The organism is Burkholderia humptydooensis, from assembly GCF_001513745.1.
GTDB classification, from domain to species: Bacteria; Pseudomonadota; Gammaproteobacteria; order Burkholderiales; family Burkholderiaceae; genus Burkholderia; species Burkholderia humptydooensis.
This window is the reverse complement of sequence record NZ_CP013382.1, coordinates 2478282-2498636: the sequence shown is the minus strand read 5'-3', so window position 1 is coordinate 2498636 and position 20355 is coordinate 2478282. Positions and strand designations below refer to the sequence as shown.

The window sequence follows — 20355 nt, the reverse complement described above, 5'->3', positions numbered from 1 at the left end:
AAGGAGTTCGAAGCATGAGCCAGGAAACCGTCGCCGCATGGCATCCGCTCGGCGCACTCGACGAATTCTCCGAGGGCGAGCCGGCCGCGCGCGTCGTCGGCAGCAGGCCGATCGCGGTGTTCCGGTTGGGCGACGACGTGTTCGCGCTGCATGACCTGTGCACGCACGGACACGCACGGCTGTCCGAAGGATTCGCCGAGAACGGCTGCGTCGAGTGTCCGCTGCATCAGGGGCTCTTCGACATCCGCACCGGCGCGCCGAAATGCGCGCCGGTGACGGAGCCCGTGCGCGTGTATCCGGTTCGCATCGTCGACGGTCGGGTCGAGATCCATGTCGACGAATGATCCGTATCTGATCGCGGGCGGCGGGCACGCGGCGCGCCGCGCGGCCGAGACGCTGCGCGAGCGCGATCCTGCCGCGCGCATCGTGATGATCGGCGCGGAGCCCGAGCTGCCGTACGACCGGCCCGCGTTGTCGAAGGACGCGCTCGTCGGCGGCGACGAAGGCGAGCGCCGCGCGTTCGTGCGCGACGCCGCGTGGTATCGCGAGCGCGACATCGCGCTGCGGCTCGGCGTGCGCGTCGAGGCGATCGAGCGCCGCGCGCAGCGGGTGCGCCTGAGCGACGGCGCGAGCCTCGGCTACGCGCGGCTGTTGATCGCGACCGGTTCGCGCGTGCGGCGCTTCGCCGGACCGGTCGACGCCGGCGTGGCCGTCCACTACGTGCGCACGGTCGCCGACGCCCGCGCGCTGCGCGCGGCGCTCGCGCCGGGCAAGCGCGTCGCGGTGCTGGGCGGCGGCTTCATCGGGCTCGAGGTCGCCGCGTCGGCGGTGCGGCTCGGCTGCCGCGCGACGATTGTCGAGCCCGCACCACGGCTGCTTCAGCGCGCAATGCCCGAGGCCGTCGGCGCGTTCGCGCTCGCGCTGCATGCGCGGCACGGCGTCGACGTGCGGCTCGGCGCGCTGCCGGAGCGCATCCGCCGCGGCGCGAACGGCATGGCCGTCGTCGAAACGAGCGCGGGCGGGATCGCGGCCGACGTCGTCGTGGCCGGCATCGGCATCGTGCCGAACGTCGAGCTCGCGCAGGCGGCGGGCCTTCATGTCGACGACGGCATCCGCGTCGACGAGCGGTGCCGCACCGCCGATGCGGCAATCTTCGCGGCGGGCGAGGTCACGCGGCATTTCAACCCGCTCGTCGGCCGGCATTTGCGGATCGAGTCATGGCAGATCGCCGAGAATCAGCCGGCCGTCGCCGCGGCGAACATGCTCGGCGGCGACGAGGCCTACGCGCAATGGCCGTGGCTGTGGTCCGATCAGTACGACTGCAACCTGCAGACGCTCGGGCTCTTCGACGGCGGGCAGACGCTCGTGTTGCGCGGCTCGCCCGAGCGCGACCGCGCATTTTGCGTGTTCGGGCTGAACGCGCGCCGGGAGCTGCGGGCGGTCGCGGCCGTCAACGCGGGGCGCGAGATCGCCGGGTGCCGGCGCTTGATGACGGCGAACGTCGCGCTCGATCCCGCGTGTCTCGCGGACCCGTCGGTCGCGTTGCGCTCGATGCTGCGGGGCGGCGCGCAATGACCGGCGCGCGCCGGCCGTTACGCGCCGGCGTGCGTTTCGCGCAATCGCTCCCGGATCGACGCCGATCGCGCCCGCGCACGCGCACGCGGCCGATGCTCGCGCGCAGGCGCGATCGTGCGCCGTATCGCTTGCGCGTTCGCGCGCGACCGGTAAGAATCGCGTGTTGACTGACATCCGACAGACAGGCTCGCGAGCCGGGAGACTTTGATGGCCTACGATCAATCGAACATTTTTGCGAAGATCCTGCGTGGCGAGGTGCCGTGCATCCGTTTGTGCGAAACGGACACGACGCTCGCGTTCATGGACATCATGCCGCAATCGAAGGGGCACGCGCTCGTCGTGCCGAAAGAGGCGGCGCAGACGTTCTACGAGCTGTCCGAGGCGGCCGCGGCCGAGGCGATGAAGATGACGAAGCGTGTCGCGCTCGCGCTGCGCAGCGCGCTCGAGCCGGAAGGGCTCTTCATCGGCCAGTTCAACGGCGCGGCGGCGGGCCAGACGGTGCCGCACGTGCATTTCCACGTGATCCCGCGCTGGGCCGACGAGCCGCTCAAGATGCACGCGCGCGAAATGGCCGATGCGGCCGAGCTGGAGGCGCTCGCCGTGAGGATTCGCACGGCGCTGTAAGCGCGACGGAGGCGACATCGCGCGCCGCGTCTTGCGTCAAAGCTGATCGTCGATCGGCAGCAGCAGGCAAAATCCCGCGAGCAGGTTCCGATAGAAGCCCGCGTTCGGATCGACGCTGTACGTGCGCACGCGGCCGTCGGCGACTTCGGTCCACACGAGCGGCCAGGCGGGCGCGTGCGGCGCATCGGGTGCGAGCGTCACGCGGTAGCTGATCGTCGGCTTCGTCACTTCGTCGAACAGATTCGCGACTTCGTTCGCGAGTTGCGGACTGTGGATCACGAGCGCGAGCTCCGTGTTCAGGTGCGCGGAACGCGGGTCGAGATTCATCGAGCCGATCACGAGAATCTTCCGGTCGATCACGTACGCCTTCGCATGCAGGCTCGCGCGCGAGCGCGAACCCAGCATGCCGATGCGCGATCGGCCCTGATCCGGCTTGTATTCGTACAGCTCGACGCCGTGTTTCAGCATCGCCGCGCGATACGGCGCGTAGCCCGCCTGCACGGCGACCGCGTCCGTCGCGGCGAGCGAATTCGTCAGGATCGCGACGCGCACGCCGCGCGTGGTCAGCCGGCCGAGGGCCTTCACGCCCGCGTCGTGCGGAACGAAATACGGCGACAGCACGAGGAATTCGCGCTGCGCGTCGCGCGTCAGTTCGAAGAGCCGCTGCATCGGCGGGCTCTTGTAGCTGTCGTCGGGCGCGGCGATCTTGTCGGGCGAATCGGCCGTGAATTCCGCGCTCGCCCAGACGAGGCCGAGCTCGTTGCGCGCGATCTGCGCGGCGAGCGGCGTCGCGTTCAGCGGCTTCGCGTTGAACGGCGTCGCATTCGCGCGCCAGTGCGCGCGCAGCGCGTCGCGCGCCGCATCCAGATCCTTCGCGTCGTAGCGCCGTTGATTCAGCGCCGGCAGCGGATACGTGAGCGCGCTCGACCAGTATGCGTCGAAGCTCGTGGAAACGTCGCGCGTGACGGGGCCGGCCGCGAGCACGTCGAGGTCGCGGAACTGCAGCGTCGGGCTCGCGTTGAAATACTCGTCGCCGAGATTGCGCCCGCCGACGATCGCGATCTGGTTGTCCGCGATCATCGCCTTGTTGTGCATCCGGCGCGTGAAATTGTCGATCCGCGTGAAGACGTTCGCGGTGCGCGCGAACATCCCGAGGCGCGCGGCGCCGAACGGGTTGAACACGCGGACTTCGAGGTTCGCGTGCGCATCGAGCGCGGCCATCAGCCTGTCGACGTCCTTGAAGTTCAGATCGTCGACGAGCATCCGCACGCGCACGCCGCGATCGGCCGCATACAGCGCGGCGCCGAGCAGCAGCTTGCCCGTCGTGTCCTCGGCGGCGATGTAGTACTGGATGTCGAGCGTCTTCGCCGCCGCGCGCGCGACCGCGATCCGCATCTGCAGCGCCTCGTCGCCGCGCGGCAGCACGACGAAGCCCGATTCGCCCGGATGCACGCGCGCCTGCGCGGCGAGCGCGTCGGCGAGCGGGGTCGGCGCATCGGGCGGCAGCGCGCGAGAGACCGTGCGGTCGAGCGCGGTGGCGGGCGGGTGCGTCGCGCAGCCGGCGAGCCCGAGCGCCGCGCACAGGGCGAGCGCGCGCGCGGCGGCCGTCACGATGCGCAGCGGACGGCGCGGCGCAAGGCGGCGGCGGGCGGGGCGATCCGGCACGTTGGGGACTCCTTCGGGCATCTGTCGGAACGAAACGTCGAATCGACGGCGCGGCAGGCCGGTGCACCGCGCGAAGGCATTCTAAGTGGCGCCGACGACGCGGGTCAACCGAGCCGCGCGCCGGCCGGTGTACCATCTGACGAGTCCATTTCTCCCGCTCGCGAAGCCCGTCATGACTCATCCGGCATCCGCCCCGTCCGTCGAAATCAGGCGGCTCTTCGCCGCGCACGCGGCCGACTACCGCGCGATCCGTCTCGCCGCGCTGCGCGACGCGCCGGAGGCGTTCGGCTCGACCTACGACGCGGAGGCCGAGCGTTCCCTCGCCGCGTTCGCGCAGCGGCTCGACAGCTCGATCGTGTTCGGCGCATACGTGGACGGCGCGATCGCCGGCATGGCCGGCTTCAAGCGGCTGGACGGCGCGAAGGAGCGCCACAAGGGCTTCCTGTGGGGCGTGTACGTCGCGCCCGCCGCGCGGCGGCTCGGCGTCGGCGCGGCGCTGCTCGACGCGGCGCTCGCGGCCGCGGCGCAGACGGTCGAGCAGGTGACGCTTGCCGTCATCGACGGCAACGGCGCGGCGCGCGCGTTCTACGAGCGGCACGGCTTCGTCGCGTACGGCGTCGAGCCGCGCGCGCTCAAGGGCGCGAACGGCTACGCGGACGAGCTGCTGATGATGAGGTTCCTGCCGTCCGCGCCGCCGCGCGGCTGACGTGCGGAATCGATACGGCCGGATCGCGATGCTCGACGACAAGGAACGGGAACTCCGGAACAGCAAGCGGCGCGCGCTCGCGCTGCTGCTCGCCGCGGCCGGCGTGTTCGCGGCGACGCTGTTCGCGCCGCGCGGTTTCTGGATCGACGGCGTCAAGGCGGTCGCGGAGGCGTCGATGGTGGGCGCGCTCGCCGACTGGTTCGCGGTCGTCGCGCTGTTTCGCCGCGTGCCGATCCCGTTCGTGTCGCGGCATACGGAGATCATTCCGCAGAACAAGGAAAAAATCGCCGACAATCTCGCCGCATTCGTGCACGAGAAGTTTCTCGATCCGGCGTCGATCGTCGCGCTGATCAAGCGGCACGATCCGGCCGCCCGGCTCGCGCAGTGGCTCGCGACGCCGCGCAACGCGGACGTGCTCGGCGGCTACGCGGCGCGCCTCATCGCGTTCGGGCTCGACATGACCGACGACGTGCGCATCCAGTCGTTCATGAAGGACGCGTTCCATGCGGTGCTCGACCGGATCGACCTGTCGCAATCGGCGGGCGCGATCCTCGACACGCTGACGAAGGACGGCCGCCACCAGGCGCTCCTCGACGACGGAATCGCGCAGATCGTCGGATTCCTTCGCGATCCCGACAATCGCGCGTCGATCGCGACGTACATCGTCGACTGGCTCAAATACCAGTTCCCGAAGATGGAGAAGCTGCTGCCGACGAACTGGCTCGGCGAGCACGGCGCGGAGCTGATCTCGAACGTCGTCACGCGGGTGCTCACGCAGATCGCCGAGGACCCGGAGCACCGGCTGCGGCGCAGCTTCGACGACGCGGCCGCGCGCCTCGTCGCGCGGCTGAAGGGCGACCCGGCGTTCATCGGAAAGGGCGAGGAGATCAAGCGCTATCTGCGCGACGGCGACGCGTTCAACCGCTACATGAAGGACCTGTGGGACCAGTTGCGCGCGTGGCTGAAGGCCGACCTCGCGCGCGACGATTCGGTCGTCCACCAGCGCGCGACGGCGCTCGGCGGCTGGCTCGGCGAGCGCCTCGCGCAGAGCCCGCAACTGCGCGATTCGATGAACGAGCACGTCGAGCGCGCGGCGAGCGAGATGGCGCCCGAGTTCGCCGAATTCCTGACGCGGCACATCAGCGACACCGTGAAGAACTGGGACGCGCGCGAGATGTCGCGGCAGATCGAGTTGAACATCGGCAAGGACCTGCAGTACATCCGGATCAACGGCACGCTGGTCGGCGGGCTGATCGGGCTCGGGCTCTACGCGGTGTCGAGCATCGCACGGTGGGTGGGCGCGCTGCCCTACTGAGGCGCTCGCGCGCCGCCGCATCGCCGCGCGCAAACATCGGCGCCCTGAACGGATTTGACATTCGCGCGCTCGACGCGGGATGCATGCTCATGCTGTAATCGCGCGACCGGGCCGACCGTTCGTTCGGGTTCGGCCGTTCAATCCCAGCGTGGAAGGCGCGTCATGTCCCCGGTCTCGGCATTCAAGCTCGTTTTGCTGTCCTTTCTCGCGATCGTCGCGCTCGAGCTGCTCGCGAAGCGGCTCAAGCTGCCGCCCGCGGCCGCGCTGCTCGTCGGCGGCGCGGGCATCGCGTTCCTGCCTGGGCTGCCGCCCGTCAATCTCGATCCCGATCTCGTGCTGATCGTGTTCCTGCCTCCGCTGCTGATGGACGGCGCGTACTTCTCGGTGTGGGAGGAATTCAAGCGCAACGTCGGCGGCATCATGATGCTTGCGATCGGCGCGGTCGCCTTCACGACGCTCGCCGTTGGCGTTGCCGTGCATCTCGTCGCGCCGGGGCTGCCGTGGGCCGCGTGCTTCGCGCTCGGCGCGATCGTGTCGCCGCCCGACGCGGTCGCCGCGAAGGCCGTGCTCGAGCGCGTCGCGCTGCCGCGCCGGCTGATGGTGCTGCTCGAAGGCGAGAGCCTCCTGAACGACGCCGCAGGGCTCGTGCTGTTTCGCTTCGCGGTCGCCGCCGCGCTGACGGGCGCGTTCAGCGCGGGCGACGCCGTCGTGCGCTTCGCGGAGCTCGGCGTCGGCGGCGTCGCGGTCGGCGGCGTCGTCGGCTGGCTGATCGTGCGGCTCCTGAAGCTCATCGAAGACGACTATCTGGTGATCACGGTGGCCGTTCTCGCCGCATGGATCAGCTATATCGCGGGCGAGATGTTCGAGGTGTCCGGCGTGATCGCGACCGTGACGACCGGGATGATGCTCGGCTGGCATCAGCACGAGGTGTTCTCGGCGTCGGTGCGCAATCGCGGCACCGCGTTCTGGCAGGTGATCGTGTTCCTGCTCGAGGCGCTCGTGTTCGTGCTGATCGGGCTGTCGCTGCGCGGCGTGATCGAGCGGCTCGGCGGGCTCGGCGAGGTGTTCGCGACGATGACGCCCGCGGTGGTCGCGGTGCTCGTCGCCGTCGTCGCGTCGCGTTTCGTCTGGGTGTTCGCTGTCGAGCTGCTGAAGGCGCCCGTCGCGCGTGTGCGCGGGCGCGGCTTGCGCGGCGACTGGAAGGCGGCGGCCGTGATGAGCTGGGCCGGGATGCGCGGCGTCGTGACGCTCGCGATCGCGCTGTCGCTGCCGGACGCGATGCCGGGCCGCGACCTGATCCTCGTCGCCGCGTTCGCGGTGATTCTCGTCACCGTGCTGCTGCAGGGCACGACGATCGGGCCGCTGATCCGGCTGCTGAAGCTGCGCGATCCGGGGCGAGCCGCGCATCATCTGACGGAGCCGCAGACGTGGGCGCGCGTCGAGGCCGCGCAACTCGCGGCGATCCAGCCGCTCGTGCGCGACGCCGACGGCAACGTGATCCACCCGCGGCTGCTCGAGCAATATACGTACCGCGCGAACATGACCGCGCGCCATCAGAACGAGCCCGCGTTTGCGCAGAGCGAGCGTGAAGCGCACTATGACGTCGTGCTCGCGGCGATCGCGGCCGGCCGCGCGGAGCTGCTGCGGCTGCATCGCGGCGGGCAGATTCACGACGAGATGCTGTATCTGCTCGAACGCGATCTCGATCTGCAGGAGATTGCGGCCGAGCATGCGAAGGGGTAGCGGCGCGCGCCTGGCGCGTCTGTCATCGTTTCGTAAACCGTGCGGCCCGAAGCGACTTTTTCGTCGATCACCTACAATCGGAAAGCGCCCCCGCCACTGGCGCGCCGTCGAGCGCGCGCCGGCTGAATTGGGCTGAAGCGGGCCGCGCCGTGCATCGCCGCGGCTGTTTCGCATGGCTTGCTGTTGCTTTTGTCTGTCGAAGGAAAGGGTCGCGCGCGCCGTAGGCCGGCGCGCGCGTCGCTCAACGCCGCGCGGACCGTAGACCGGATGCGCGGCACCAACCGAGAGTCCCCATGAAAGCATCCGATCTGTTCGTGAAGGCGCTGGAGGCGGAAGGCGTCCAGTATGTGTTCGGCATTCCCGGCGAGGAAAACCTCGATCTGCTCGAATCGCTGCGGCGATCCCGGATCAAGCTCGTGTTGACCCGGCATGAGCAGGCGGCGGGCTTCATGGCGGCCACCTACGGGCGGCTGACCGGCAAGACGGGCGTATGTCTCGCGACGCTCGGGCCCGGCGCGACGAACTTCGTCACCGCGGCCGCGTATGCGCAACTGGGCGGCATGCCGATGCTGATGATCACCGGGCAAAAGCCGATCAAGTCGAGCAAGCAGGGGCACTTCCAGATCGTCGACGTCGTCGGGATGATGCAGCCGCTCACGAAGCTCACGCGGCAGATCGTGTCGATCGGCAACATTCCGTCGGCGGTGCGCGAGGCGTTCCGGCGCGCGGAGGAAGAGCGCCCGGGCGCGACGCATCTCGAATTGCCCGAGGACATCGCGCATGAGGAGGGCGACGGCGAGCCGATTCCGGCGAGCTACAGCCGCCGGCCGATCGCCGAGGAGAAGGCGCTCGCGCGCGCGATCGACGCGATCCAGGCGGCGCGCCATCCGCTCCTGATGATCGGCGCGGGCGGCAATCGCAAGACCACCTGCAAGATGCTCAAGGAGTTCGTCGACACGACGGGCATTCCGTTCTTCACGACGCAGATGGGCAAGGGCGTGATCGACGAGACGCATCCGCTGTGGCTCGGCAACGCGACGCTGTCGGACGGCGATTTCGTTCACCGCGCGATCGAGCACGCTGACTGCATCATCAACGTCGGCCACGACGTGATCGAGAAGCCGCCGTTCTTCATGCGCGCCGACGACAAGACCGTGATCCACGTGAATTTCCTCGGCGCGCAGGTCGATCCCGTCTACTTCCCGCAGATCGAGGTCGTCGGCGACATCGCGAACGCGGTGTGGCAGATGAAGGAGAAGCTCACGCGGCAGCCGCACTGGGATTTCTCGCGCTTCATGCTGATCAAGGAGCACTTCGAGGCGCACCTGAAGAAGGGGCAGGACGATCCGCGCTTTCCGATGTATCCGGTGCGCATCGTCAACGATCTGTACCGGTCGCTGCCGGAAGATGGCATCGTGTGTCTCGACAACGGCATGTACAAGATCTGGTTCGCACGCTACTGGCGCGCGCACGAGCCGAACTCGCTGCTGCTCGACAACGCGCTCGCGTCGATGGGCGCGGGGCTGCCGTCGGCGATCGCGACGAAGATCGTGCATCCGCAGCGCAAGGTGATCGCCGTGTGCGGCGACGGCGGCTTCATGATGAATTCTCAGGAGCTCGAAACGGCGGTGCGGCTCAAGCTCGATCTCGTCGTGATGATCCTGCGCGACGACGCGTTCGGCATGATCCGCTGGAAGCAGGAGAACATGAACTTCCCCGATTACGCGATGACGCTCGCGAACCCGGATTTCGTCGCGTATGCGCAGAGCTACGGCGCGCACGGGCACCGGATCGCGTCGGCCGACGCGCTCGAGCCGCTCGTGCGCGAGTGCTTCGCGTCGCCGGGCGTGCATCTGATCGACGTGCCGATCGACTACTCGGACAACGAGCGCGTGCTCAATCGCGAAATCAAGCGCCTGTCGGCGCAACTGTGACGCAGCAGGCGGACCGCGGATCAACCGGACATCAACCGGACGGAGTCATTCGACATGCTGAAGGAAACCTATCCGTATTACCTCGCAAACGAGGCGGTGTACGCGAACACCGATCTCGACGTCACCGACAAGTACAGCGGCACGGTCGCGACGCGCGTCGCGCTTGCCGATGCGAAGGCGATCGACGCCGCGATCGCGGCGGCCGTCGACGCGCAGAAGCCGTTGCGCGCGCTGCCCGCGTTCAAGCGGCAGGCGATCCTCGAACACTGCGTCGCGCGCTTTCGCGAACGCTTCGACGAGCTCGCCGAGGCGCTGTGCATCGAGGCGGGCAAGCCGATCAACGATTCGAAGGGCGAAGTGACGCGCCTCATCGATACGTTCCGCGTCGCGGCCGAGGAATCGGTGCGCATCGAGGGCGGCCTCGTCAATCTCGAAATCTCGCCGCGCGCCCAGGGCTACAGCGGCTATTACAAGCGCGTGCCGATCGGCCCGTGCTCGTTCATCTCGCCGTTCAATTTCCCGCTGAACCTCGCCGCGCACAAGGTTGCGCCCGCGCTCGCCGCCGGCTGCCCGTTCGTGCTGAAGCCCGCGAGCCGCACGCCGATCGGCGCGCTGATCATCGGCGAGGTGCTCGCGGAAACCGATTTGCCGAAGGGCGCGTTCTCGATCCTGCCCGCGCACCGCGACGGCGCTGATCTTTTCACGACCGACGAGCGCTTCAAGCTGCTGTCGTTCACGGGCTCGCCCGCCGTCGGCTGGGCGCTGAAGGAGAAGGCGGGCAAGAAGAAGGTCGTGCTCGAGCTGGGCGGCAACGCGGCGGCGATCGTCGACGCCGACCAGCGCGAACGGCTCGACTACGTCGTCGATCGTCTCGCGTTCGGCGCGTACTACCAATCCGGGCAGAGTTGCATCGGCGTGCAGCGGATCATCGCGCACGCGGATGTTTATGATGCGCTGCGCGAGCGGCTGATCGCGAAGACGCGCTCGCTGAAGATGGGGGATCCGAAGGACCCGGCCACGTTCGTCGGCCCGATGATCTCCGAATCCGAGGCGCGGCGGCTCGCGGGCTGGATGGACGCGGCGGTGGCGGCGGGCGCGAAGATCGTCGCGGGCGGCAAGGTCGATGGCGCGATGTTCGAGGCGACGCTGCTCGAAGAGGTGCGCCGCGATCAGGATCTGTATCGGAAGGAGGCGTTCGGCCCGGTCGCGCTGCTCGAGCGGTACTCCGATTTCGACGACGCGCTCGCGCGCGTGAACGACAGCGACTTCGGCCTGCAGGCGGGCGTGTTCACCGATTCGCTGTCGCATGCGCAGCGCGCATGGGACGAACTCGAAGTGGGCGGCGTCGTGATCAACGACGTGCCGTCATTCCGCGTCGACAACATGCCATACGGCGGCGTGAAGGACTCGGGGCTCGGCCGCGAAGGAATCCGCTACGCGATCGAGGACATGACCGAGCTGCGCTTGATGGTCGTGCGCCGGCGCTGAACGCGGCGGGGCGGTTCGGCGCCGCGTTCGCCCGCGCCTGCGCGGTCTCGCCGCGAGATGTCCGCGGGATTCGTCGGACTTGTTCTTTCGCCATCCGAATCGGACGCGGCGACCGGAGCGGCTGGCACGGGCGGGCGATCGCAGCCAGGCTGCCGCGATCGCGACGATCCGTCATGCCCTCGTCACCGTGTCGCCCGCCGCTCGCTGAGAAAGGTCGCGACCATGCCCATCATCAGCGCCGAATAATGCGTACCGCTGACGATCAGTCCGCCGAATCGCGTCGATCCGGCGCACGGAATCCACGTCGAATGTGGCCATTTTCGAGATAGTTTCACCAACGCGGTAACTCGGTTTCATGAGGATACCGTGAATAATTGGATAAGAAAGTGCTGCGCTCGTTTTAAACGAAAATTGCGGGAATATTGAGATAAGGAATCAGCGGCCTCGATCGCCGATATCTCGAAAAAACGGATAGTGACGCGTGATGCGCGGAACGTTCGCGATGGCGCCGGGGCTCGCCTGCGACGCGCGCGGCTGCACAACGTTCGGCATGCTATCGCCCACCGACCAGACGGTCAAACCGACGTCCCGCGCATCCGGGCGCCGTGGTTTCGCATGTTCGCGCGCACGGCCGGGCGCGACGGCGGCGCGCGTCGCGCGCATGCCGCAAACGCCTGTCCGGCAAGCGTCGCGGACCGTTTCCCGCCCGCCGGCGCACATTCGACGCATGTTCGGCGATCCGCATCGACGAAAACGTTTGCGCTTCCACATCTTGCAGTGTTGCAGGCGCAATTGATAAATCAGACTGTGGCTGGCAGATAACACACTGCACGGATGCAATTGCGTGCCGGGCGTATCCGGCGCATTGTGGCTATCGAATCAACCGGATCGTTCCGATACGCGTTTTTGCCTGATCGACCGAAGATTCGATCGTAAAAGGAAGTGAAATGCGCTGCGATTATCGCGCGAGATCGGCGAGCCGACTTAATTTCATTTAATATCGGTGCTTTATATCCGTTTTGAGAAAGAATGAGGGCCCGTTTCATTGCCGTCCTGCGAGGAACGGCGGGCTCGCGCTCACGCGGTCGCATGCCTCACCATGCCGGGCAAGCGAGCGACGAACGGGGCTGGCGGAACAGGCGACAAGGCAACGATTGTGTAGTGCTAAGACATGATGAACAAAACGAGCAGGGATAATGCTCCGGATTCGCTCGAATCGGGGATCTCGGTGCTGCTGGTCGACGACCAGGCGTTCGTCGGCGAAGTGATTCGCCGCTCGCTCGTCCCGGAGAGCGACATCGTGCTGCACACATGCACCGACGCGCAGCGCGCGCTCGCGATGGCGAAGGAAGTGAAGCCGACCGTGATCCTGCAGGATCTCGTGATGCCCGACATCGACGGCCTCGACCTCGTGCGCGCGTGGCGCGCCGACGCGCAGACGGCCCGCGTGCCGATCATCGTGCTGTCGGCGAAGGAGGAGCCCGTCGTCAAGCGCGCGGCGTTCGTCGCCGGCGCGAACGACTATCTCGTCAAGCTGCCCGACACGATCGAGCTGATCGCGCGCATCCGCTACCACTCGAATTCGTATCTGATGCTGCGGCAGCGCGACGAGGTGCTCGACTTCCTGTCGCACGACATGCGCACGCCGCAGACGTCGATCCTCGCGCTCCTCGACGTCTATCGCAACGAGCACGGCGCGATGCCGCCGATCCTCGAGCGGATCGAGATGCATGCGCGCCGCGCGCTCGCGCTCGCCGACGGCTTCATTCATCTGACGCGCGCGCAATCGGAGAAACGGCCGAGCGACACCGTGAGCCTGAACGAGGTCGTGCTCGACGCCGTCGACCAACTCTGGGAGAAGGCGGGCAGCGTCGGCAGCCGCGTGCGCGCGGACGTGCCGCCGACAGAGTGCCTGTGCATCGGCGACCGGATGATGCTCACGCGCGCGGTCGCGAACCTCGTCGATAATGCGCTGAAGTACGGCCCCGCGGGCTCCGAGGTGCGCTGCACGCTCGTCGAGGACGGCGACGGCTGGCTGATCGGCGTCGAGGACGAAGGCGCGGGCATCGCGCCCGAGCAGCGCGCGGCCGCGACCGAATCGTTCGTGCGGCTCGTGCCGGCGGGCGGCGCGCAGCGCGGCGGCTTCGGGCTCGGTCTCGCGTTCGTGCGCGCGACGGCCGCGAAGCATCGCGGGCAGATCCTGATGCGCTACACGCCGCGCGGCTTTCTCGCGGGACTTCGGATTCCGAAGGATGTGAGCGCCGTGTGACGCGTGGCGCGCAATGCGCGCAGCGTTCGCGCGCGGGCACATCTCGTTTGCGGTGGTTCAAGTTACACTCGCGAGGCCCGGGTTGCGCGTCGCGCCGGGATCGATGCGATTCGCCCGGCGCGCCGCGCGCCGCTTCATTCACCTGATTTCCGCCAGCCGGATAGAACGACATGCCCACTGTGACGCCTCGCGCCAGCAACGAGACACTCCGCAAACCCGCCGCCGGCAGCCGGCTCACGTTGGGCAACCGGATCCTGTTCAGCTTCGGCGTGCTGTTCGTGCTGATGCTGTTCATGGCGGCGCTGTCCTACCAGCGCCTGCGCGCGATCAACGACGAGGCGGTCAGCATCGAGCGCGATTCGCTGCCGGGCGTCTATCTCGCGTCGTCGCTGCGCGCGGCGGCGAACGAGTCGTACATCACGCTGCAGCGCGCGGTGTTCGTCGACGCCGATGCCGACGCGACCCGGCGCGATCTCGCGAAGGTGCCGGGCTTGCTCGAAGAGTTCGACAAGCTGTCGTCCGCGTATCAGGCGTCGACGTTTCGCGGCGACGACCAGGAGCGCTTCAACACGTTCCGCGCGGCGTATGACCGCTACCTGCCGCTGTTGAACGACACCGTGCAGAAAGCGCATGGCGCGAAGCCCGACGCGCTCGCCGCGTACGCGAAGATGACGCCCGCGTGGGAAGAGGTGATTCGTCATGCGAACATTCTCGTGCAGGAGAACCGGCGCTTCGCCGATCAGTCGGCGACGCTGATCCGCGAATCGGTGCACGGCACCGAGATCACGCTCGCGGTGGCGCTCGGCGTCGTGCTCGTGACCGCGCTTGCGCTCGGCTATCTGCTGCATCGCGCGGTGACGGTGCCGATGGCACGGCTCATCGACGTGCACGACGTGATGCGCACCGGCAACCTGACGCAGCGCCTGAACCTCGGCCGCAGCGACGAATTCGGCACGCTCGAGAGCGGCTTCAACCGGATGGCCGACGAGCTGACCGCGCTCGTCGCGCAGGCGCAGCAGTCGTCGCTGCAGGTGACGACGTCGGTCGCCGAGATCGCGGCGACCTCGCGCGAGCAGCAGGCGACCGCGAACGAAACCGCGGCGACGACGACCGAGATCGGTGCGACGTCGCGCGAGATCTTCGCGACGTCGCGCGATCTGCTGCGTACGATGAACGAAGTGTCGGGGGTGGCCGAGCAGTCGGCGACGCTCGCGGGCGTCGGCCAGAGCGGCCTCACGCGGATGGGCGAGACGATGCGCAGCGTGATGGACGCGGCGGGCTCGGTGAACGCGAAGCTCGCGATCCTCAACGAGAAGGCGATCAACATCAATCAGGTTGTCGCGACGATCACGAAGGTCGCCGACCAGACCAACCTGCTGTCGCTGAACGCGGCGATCGAGGCGGAGAAGGCGGGCGAATACGGGCGCGGCTTCGCGGTCGTCGCGACCGAGATCCGCCGCCTCGCCGATCAGACGGCCGTCGCGACGTACGACATCGAGCAGACGGTGAAGGAGATCCAGTCGGCGGTGTCGGCGGGCGTGATGGGAATGGACAAGTTCTCGGAGGAGGTGCGCCGCGGGATGCGCGATGTCCAGCAAGTGGGCGGGCAGTTGTCGCAGATCATCGCCGAAGTGCAGACGCTCGCGCCGCGCTTCCAGATGGTCAACGAAGGGATGCAGACGCAGGCGAGCGGCGCCGAGCAGATCACGCAGGCGCTCGCGCAACTGTCCGAGGCCGCGCAGCAGACAGCGGAATCGCTGCGGCAGTCGTCGCAGGCGATCGACGACCTGACGCTCGTCGCGAACCAGTTGCGCACCGGCGTGTCGCGCTTCAAGGTCGACGCATGATGCGCGCGTGACGGGAAAGGCGGAGCCGACATGCTGTTCCTGCTGTTCCACCTCGACGGCGAGCGCTACGCGCTCGATGCGGCGGAGATCGCCGAAGTGCTGCCGCTCGCCGCGACGAAGACGATTCCCGGCGCGCCCGCATGGGCGGCCGGGATCCTGATGCATCGAGGCGAGCCGGTGCCGGTGATCGACGTGCCGCGGCTCGCGCTCGGGCGCCCCGCGCAGCCGCTGCGCTCGACGCGGCTCGTGCTCGTGCGCTACCGGCCGCCCGCGTACGCCGAGCAGGCGTTCGCGCCGCCGCGCGCGCGCCTGCTCGGGCTCATCGTCGAACGCGCGACGCAGACCGCGCGGATTGCGCGCGCCGCGTTTCGCGACAGCGGATTCGCGACGCCGCACGCGCGCTGGCTCGGACCGATCGCGAGCGATGCTGACGGCGTCGTGCAGTGGGTCGCGGTCCAGCATATCGTCGACGGCGACGCGCGCGCGTTGCTGTTCGACTACGCAGCGTCGCTCGATGCGCACGGCGCGCCGGCGGGAGGCGGGCAATGAACGTCTTCGATCCGCGTTTTCATGCGTGGCTCTCGCGCGAGACCGGCATCGATCCCGCGTCGCTCGGCAACGATTTCGTCGCGCGCGCGCTCGGCGAGCGGATCGCCGCGACGCAGCCCGGCGCGGGCGACGGCGCGGCCGCGCAGGCGGGCCACCCGCAGCAGCCGATCACCGACGAGGCGCTCGACGCGTACTGGCGGCGCCTGAACGCATCGACCGACGAGCGGCGCGCGCTGATCGAGTTGTTCGTCGTGCCTGAGACCTGGTTCTTCCGCGAGTGCGAGGCGTTCGGCGCGCTCGCGCGGCTCGGCGCGCAGCGTCTCTTCGCGCAGCCCGCGCGCGTGCTGCGAATCCTGAGCGCGCCGTGCTCGACGGGCGAGGAGCCGTATTCGGCGGCGATGGCGCTGCTCGACGCGGGCATCGATGCGGCGCGCTTCGAGATCGACGCGCTCGACATCAGCGCGCGCGCGATCGCGCACGCGGAGCGCGCGCGCTACGGCCGCAACTCGTTTCGCGGCCACGCGCTCGGCTTTCGCGACCGGCATTTCAAGGCGGCGGCCGACGGCTGGGTGCTCGACGAGCGGGTGCGCGCGTGCGTGCGGTTCCGGCAGGCGAATCTGCTCGATCTGCCCGGCTGCGCGGGCGAGCCGTACGACTTCGTGTTCTGCCGCAACGTGCTGATCTATTTCGATCGGGGCGCGCAGGATCGCGTCGTGCGGATCGTCGAAGAGCGGCTCGACGAGCGCGGCATCCTGTTCGTCGGGCCGGCCGAGACGGGCGTCGTGATGCGGCAGGGGCTTGCGTCCGCGCAGATTCCGCTCGCGTTCGCGTTTCGCAAGCCGGCTGCCGATGCGTCGACGCGGCCCGGCGCGAGCGGCGTCGGCGCGCAAGGGGCGGGCGGCGCGCGGCGCGGCGCGGCGGCGACGGGAAGTGCAGGCATCGCGGGAAGTGCAGGCGCTGCGGGCGGCGATCGCACGCCGACGCTCGGCGGCACGCTGCGCGCGATCGCGCAGGAATGGCTCTTCGATGCCGGCTGGCCGACGCCCGAGCCGATCGCGCGCGCGATCGACGGTGGGCCGCCCGCGTTCGAATCGTTCGCCGCGCGTCCGGCATTCGATACGCTGCCCGACGCGTCGGCCGATGCCGGCCGGCTCGCATCGGCGGCGGCCACGCGCAATGCCGGCGCGGCGCCGCGCGCGACCGACGCTTCGCATGCGGGCGCGCTCGCCGAAGCGCCGCTCGACGCCGCCCGCCGCCTCGCCGACGCCGGCGCGCTCGACGCCGCGCAGCAGGCGGTGCACGCGTCGATCGAGCAGTCCGGCCCGAGCGCCGGAGCGTTCTACCTGCTCGGCCTGATCGCCGACGCGCGAGGCCGCGGCGACGAAGCGACGGACTGCTATCGGAAGACGCTGTACCTCGATCCGTCGCATTACGAAGCGCTGACTCATCTGGCGACGCTGCTCGACATCGCGGGCGATCGGGACAGCGCACAATGGCTGATGCAACGGGCACGACGCGCGGCCCAGTACGAATCGGCCGCGTCCGTGACCGACACGGACGACGGCGAACCGAGAGGAACCCATGGAACGCGACGTCGTTGAGCGACCGAAGATCGCATTCGACATCGATGCCTGCTGGAATCGCATCGGCACGCGCGGCGACCGCTCGTGCGAGCGGCTCGATACCTGTCGACGCTGCCTGAACTGCCCGGTGTACGAGCGGCACGCGGCGCTGCTGCTCGACCGGCCGCTGACCGACGCGGATCTCGCCGAGGCGGCGCGTCTTGCCGCCGAGCGCGCGCCGCGCTCGAACGCGGCGCCGGCGGCGCGCGACGGCGACGGCGAAGCCGAGTCCGGTCATTCGGCGCTCGCGTTTCGCGTCGCCGACGAATGGCTCGCGCTGCCGGTTCGCGCACTGCGCGAGATCACCGATACGCGCTCGATCCATCCGCTGCCGCATCGGCGCAACCGCGCGGTGCTCGGCATCGTCAACGTGCGCGGGATGCTGCGCGTCGCGGTGTCGCTCGCCGAGCTGCTGAGCCTCGATGCGCGCGCCGATCGCGCCGCGTCGCGCACGAGCTTCACGCGGATGCTCGTCGTCGCGCATCGCGGCGATCCGGTCGTGTTTCCGGTCGACGCAGTCGAAGGCGTGCTGCGCTTCACGCCCGCCGACTGGATGCCGGTGCCGGCCACCGTCGCGCGCGCGGGCGCCGTGCATTCGCGCGGCGTGTTCGCGTGGCGCGGCAAGACGATCGGCCTGCTCGACGAGGACCGCCTGTTCGATTCGCTGACGCGGAGCCTGCGATGAGCGCCGACGACGATCTCGGCCGCGCGTCTCTGCTCGAGCTGTTCCGCGAGGAGACGCACACGCAGACGCAGGCGCTGTCCGAGCGGCTGCTCGCGCTCGATCGCGGCGCACAGGACGCGGCGACGCTCGAGGCGTGCATGCGCGCCGCGCATTCGCTCAAGGGCGCGGCGCGGATCGTCGGCGTGCCGCAGGGCGTCGACATCGCGGGGCGGATGGAGGATTGCTTCGTCGCCGCGCAGCACGGCCGGCAGCCGCTGACGCCGTGCCACGTCGACGCGCTGCTGACGGGCGTCGATCTGCTCGTGCGCGTCGGCGATCCGCAGACGGCGGCGTCGGTCGCGCCGCACGAGATCGACGCGTTCGCGGCGGCGCTCGCGGCGGCGGAGGCGGGGGCGAGCGCAGCGAGCGCGGACGCGGACGCCGGCGACGCACGCGACGCACGCGACGCACGCGACGCGCGTGATGCGCGTGATGCGCGGCAAACTGGCGATGCGCACGATGCGCACGATGCGACTGCGGCCGACATGCCGCGCGACGCCCTGCCCCACGACGCCCCCCGGCCGTCCTCCCGCGCGCAGGACGCGGACCGCGCGTCGAGCCAGGTGCGCCGCGTGCGCGCCGACACGCTGAACCGGTTGTTGAGCCTGTCCGGCGAGTCGCTCGTCGAGTCGCGCTGGCTGAAGCCGTTCGCCGAATCGATGCTGCGCGTGAAGCGCGCGCAGCGCGATGCGGCGCGCTCGCTCGATTCGGCCTTCGAAGTGCTCGCCGACGATGCGGACCCGCGCGTGCGCGCCGCGCTCAACGAGGTGCGGCAGATGTTCACCGACTTGCAGCGCACGTTCGCGGCGCGGCTCGACGAGCTCGACCGCTTCGAGCGCCGCAGCTCGCACATCGCCGAGCAGTTGTACGACGAGGCGCTGCAATGCCGGATGCGTCCGTTCGGCGACGCGACGCGCGCGTACCCGCGCGTCGTGCGCGATCTCGCACGCTCGCTCGGCAAACGTGTGCGCTTCTCGATCGTCGGCGAGGCGACGCAGGTCGACCGCGACATCCTCGACATGCTCGACGCGCCGCTCGGCCACCTGCTGCGCAACGCGATCGACCACGGCGTCGAGCCGCCCGATGCGCGGCTCGCGCGCGGCAAGCCGGCTGAAGCGACCATCACGCTCGAGGCGCGGCACAGCGCCGGGTCGCTCCTCGTCAGCGTGAGCGACGACGGCCCCGGCGCCGATCTGGCCGCGGTGCGCGCGGCGATCGTCCGCCACAACCTGACCGACGAGGACACGGCCGCGCGCCTGTCCGACCCGGAGCTGCTCGAATTCCTGCTGCTGCCGGGCTTCTCGATGCGCGAGCAGGTGACCGACGTGTCGGGCCGCGGCGTCGGCCTCGACGCGGTGCAGGAGATGGTGAAATCGGTGCGCGGCGCGGTGCGGATCTTCAACGAGCCGGGCCTCGGCATGCGCTTCGTGCTGCAGTTGCCGCTCACGCTGTCGGTGATCCGCAGCCTGATCGTCGACGTCGGCGGCGAGCCGTACGCGTTCCCGCTCGTGCAGGTGCGCCGCACGCTCGAGCTCGACCGCGCGGACCTCGACGTGCTCGAGGGCCAGCCGCATTTTCCGCTCGACGATCGCCGCGTCGGCCTCGTCACCGCGCATCAGTTGTTCGATGCGAGCGAGCTCGACGAGAGCCGGCCGACGACGGCCGTCGTCGTCGTCGGAGGCGAGCCGGAGACTTACGGCGTCGCGGTCGACCGTTTCCTCGGCGAGCGGATGCTCGTCGTGCAACCGTTAGACGGACGCCTCAACAAAATTCAGAACATTGCGGCGGGCGCTTTGCTGGAAAATGGCGATCCGGTGCTGATCGTCGACGTCGAGGATCTGATCCGCTCGATCGACAAGCTGATTCGCGGCGGCCAGCTCGCGACGGTGCGCCGCGGCGATCAGGATGCGCTCGCGCGGCGCGCGAAGCGCGTGCTCGTCGTCGACGATTCGCTGACCGTGCGCGAGCTCGAGCGCAAGCTGCTCGAGAAGCGCGGCTACGACGTGACGATCGCGATCGACGGCATGGACGGCTGGAACGCGATTCGCGGCGACAGCTTCGATCTCGTCGTCACCGACATCGACATGCCGCGGATGGACGGCATCGAGCTCGTCACGCTGATCAAGGGCGATCCGCTGCTCAAAGCGGTGCCGGTGATGATCGTGTCGTACAAGGATCGCGACGAGGACCGGCGGCGCGGGCTCGAAGCGGGCGCCGACTATTACCTGGCGAAGGGCGGCTTCCACGACGAGGCGTTGCTCGATGCCGTGCAAGACCTGATTGGGGACGCGTAA

Annotated in this window: 16 protein-coding genes and 1 pseudogene; 15 read left to right on the top strand and 2 right to left on the bottom strand. The window is 69.2% G+C overall.

The features are described from left to right. Positions 1–14 precede the first annotated feature (14 nt). The 3 genes from andAb to AQ610_RS29895 all read left to right on the top strand — a co-directional run bounded on the left by andAb (position 15) and on the right by AQ610_RS29895 (position 2199). A complete protein-coding gene (andAb, locus tag AQ610_RS29905) occupies positions 15–344 on the top strand; it encodes an anthranilate 1,2-dioxygenase ferredoxin subunit AndAb (protein WP_006028009.1) in 330 nt (109 codons plus the stop codon). Beyond that, positions 331–1575 carry an anthranilate 1,2-dioxygenase system ferredoxin--NAD(+) reductase gene (gene andAa / locus AQ610_RS29900; protein WP_006028008.1) on the top strand — a complete coding sequence of 415 codons (1245 nt, stop codon included), beginning with the start codon at positions 331–333 and terminating at the stop codon, positions 1573–1575. Before andAb ends, andAa begins: the two co-directional genes overlap by 14 nt. Before the next feature lie 207 nt (positions 1576–1782). Further along, the gene (locus tag AQ610_RS29895; RefSeq protein ID WP_006028007.1) at positions 1783–2199 is read left to right on the top strand and encodes an HIT family protein; all 417 of its coding nucleotides are present in this window, start codon (positions 1783–1785) and stop codon (positions 2197–2199) included. 36 nt (positions 2200–2235) lie between these two features. Here the strand turns inward: AQ610_RS29895 and AQ610_RS29890 are convergent, their stop codons facing one another. Continuing rightward, a complete protein-coding gene (locus AQ610_RS29890; protein WP_043283008.1) occupies positions 2236–3864 on the bottom strand; it encodes a phospholipase D family protein in 1629 nt (542 codons plus the stop codon). Between AQ610_RS29890 and AQ610_RS37795 the strand changes: the two are divergent. From AQ610_RS37795 to AQ610_RS29865, 6 genes and pseudogenes are all read left to right on the top strand, one after another. Next, positions 3826–3949: pseudogene (locus AQ610_RS37795) on the top strand (ubiquinol oxidase subunit II); the annotation flags it as partial. The gene AQ610_RS29890 and the pseudogene AQ610_RS37795 sit on opposite strands and share 39 nt — an antisense overlap. An 87-nt stretch (positions 3950–4036) precedes the next feature. Then, positions 4037–4570: a GNAT family N-acetyltransferase gene (locus tag AQ610_RS37115; protein ID WP_043283007.1), complete on the top strand. Its 534-nt coding sequence runs from the start codon at positions 4037–4039 to the stop codon at positions 4568–4570. 28 nt (positions 4571–4598) lie between these two features. Next, positions 4599–5885 (top strand): DUF445 domain-containing protein, encoded by a 1287-nt coding sequence (locus tag AQ610_RS29880; RefSeq protein ID WP_009915779.1) that lies wholly within the window; start codon positions 4599–4601, stop codon positions 5883–5885. A gap of 162 nt (positions 5886–6047) precedes the next feature. Then, positions 6048–7628, top strand: coding sequence for a Na+/H+ antiporter (locus AQ610_RS29875; protein WP_009915778.1), 1581 nt, complete (start codon positions 6048–6050; stop codon positions 7626–7628). Positions 7629–7921: 293 nt separating this feature from the next. Beyond that, positions 7922–9562, top strand: coding sequence for an acetolactate synthase large subunit (locus tag AQ610_RS29870; RefSeq protein WP_006028002.1), 1641 nt, complete (start codon positions 7922–7924; stop codon positions 9560–9562). A gap of 54 nt (positions 9563–9616) precedes the next feature. After that, the gene (locus AQ610_RS29865) at positions 9617–11050 is read left to right on the top strand and encodes an aldehyde dehydrogenase family protein (RefSeq protein WP_006028001.1); all 1434 of its coding nucleotides are present in this window, start codon (positions 9617–9619) and stop codon (positions 11048–11050) included. A gap of 435 nt (positions 11051–11485) precedes the next feature. Here AQ610_RS29865 and AQ610_RS37790 read toward each other — a convergent pair whose 3' ends face one another. Next, on the bottom strand, positions 11486–11713 hold the full coding sequence (locus tag AQ610_RS37790; RefSeq protein ID WP_009915777.1) for a hypothetical protein: 228 nt from the start codon (positions 11711–11713) through the stop codon (positions 11486–11488). Positions 11714–12221: 508 nt separating this feature from the next. Between AQ610_RS37790 and AQ610_RS29855 the strand changes: the two genes are divergently transcribed. The 6 genes from AQ610_RS29855 (at position 12222) to AQ610_RS29830 (ending at position 20355) form a co-directional block, all read left to right on the top strand. Further along, the gene (locus AQ610_RS29855; protein ID WP_006028000.1) at positions 12222–13319 is read left to right on the top strand and encodes a hybrid sensor histidine kinase/response regulator; all 1098 of its coding nucleotides are present in this window, start codon (positions 12222–12224) and stop codon (positions 13317–13319) included. A 170-nt stretch (positions 13320–13489) separates the two neighbouring features. Then, on the top strand, positions 13490–15166 hold the full coding sequence (locus tag AQ610_RS29850; protein ID WP_009915775.1) for a methyl-accepting chemotaxis protein: 1677 nt from the start codon (positions 13490–13492) through the stop codon (positions 15164–15166). A 30-nt stretch (positions 15167–15196) separates the two neighbouring features. After that, on the top strand, positions 15197–15715 hold the full coding sequence (locus AQ610_RS29845) for a chemotaxis protein CheW (RefSeq protein ID WP_006027998.1): 519 nt from the start codon (positions 15197–15199) through the stop codon (positions 15713–15715). After that, the gene (locus AQ610_RS29840; RefSeq protein ID WP_006027997.1) at positions 15712–17316 is read left to right on the top strand and encodes a CheR family methyltransferase; all 1605 of its coding nucleotides are present in this window, start codon (positions 15712–15714) and stop codon (positions 17314–17316) included. The genes AQ610_RS29845 and AQ610_RS29840 overlap by 4 nt, the downstream gene beginning before the upstream one ends. Next, on the top strand, positions 17297–18022 hold the full coding sequence (locus AQ610_RS29835) for a chemotaxis protein CheW (protein ID WP_006027996.1): 726 nt from the start codon (positions 17297–17299) through the stop codon (positions 18020–18022). Before AQ610_RS29840 ends, AQ610_RS29835 begins: the two co-directional genes overlap by 20 nt. Further along, on the top strand, positions 18019–20355 hold the full coding sequence (locus tag AQ610_RS29830; RefSeq protein ID WP_006027995.1) for a hybrid sensor histidine kinase/response regulator: 2337 nt from the start codon (positions 18019–18021) through the stop codon (positions 20353–20355). The genes AQ610_RS29835 and AQ610_RS29830 overlap by 4 nt, the downstream gene beginning before the upstream one ends.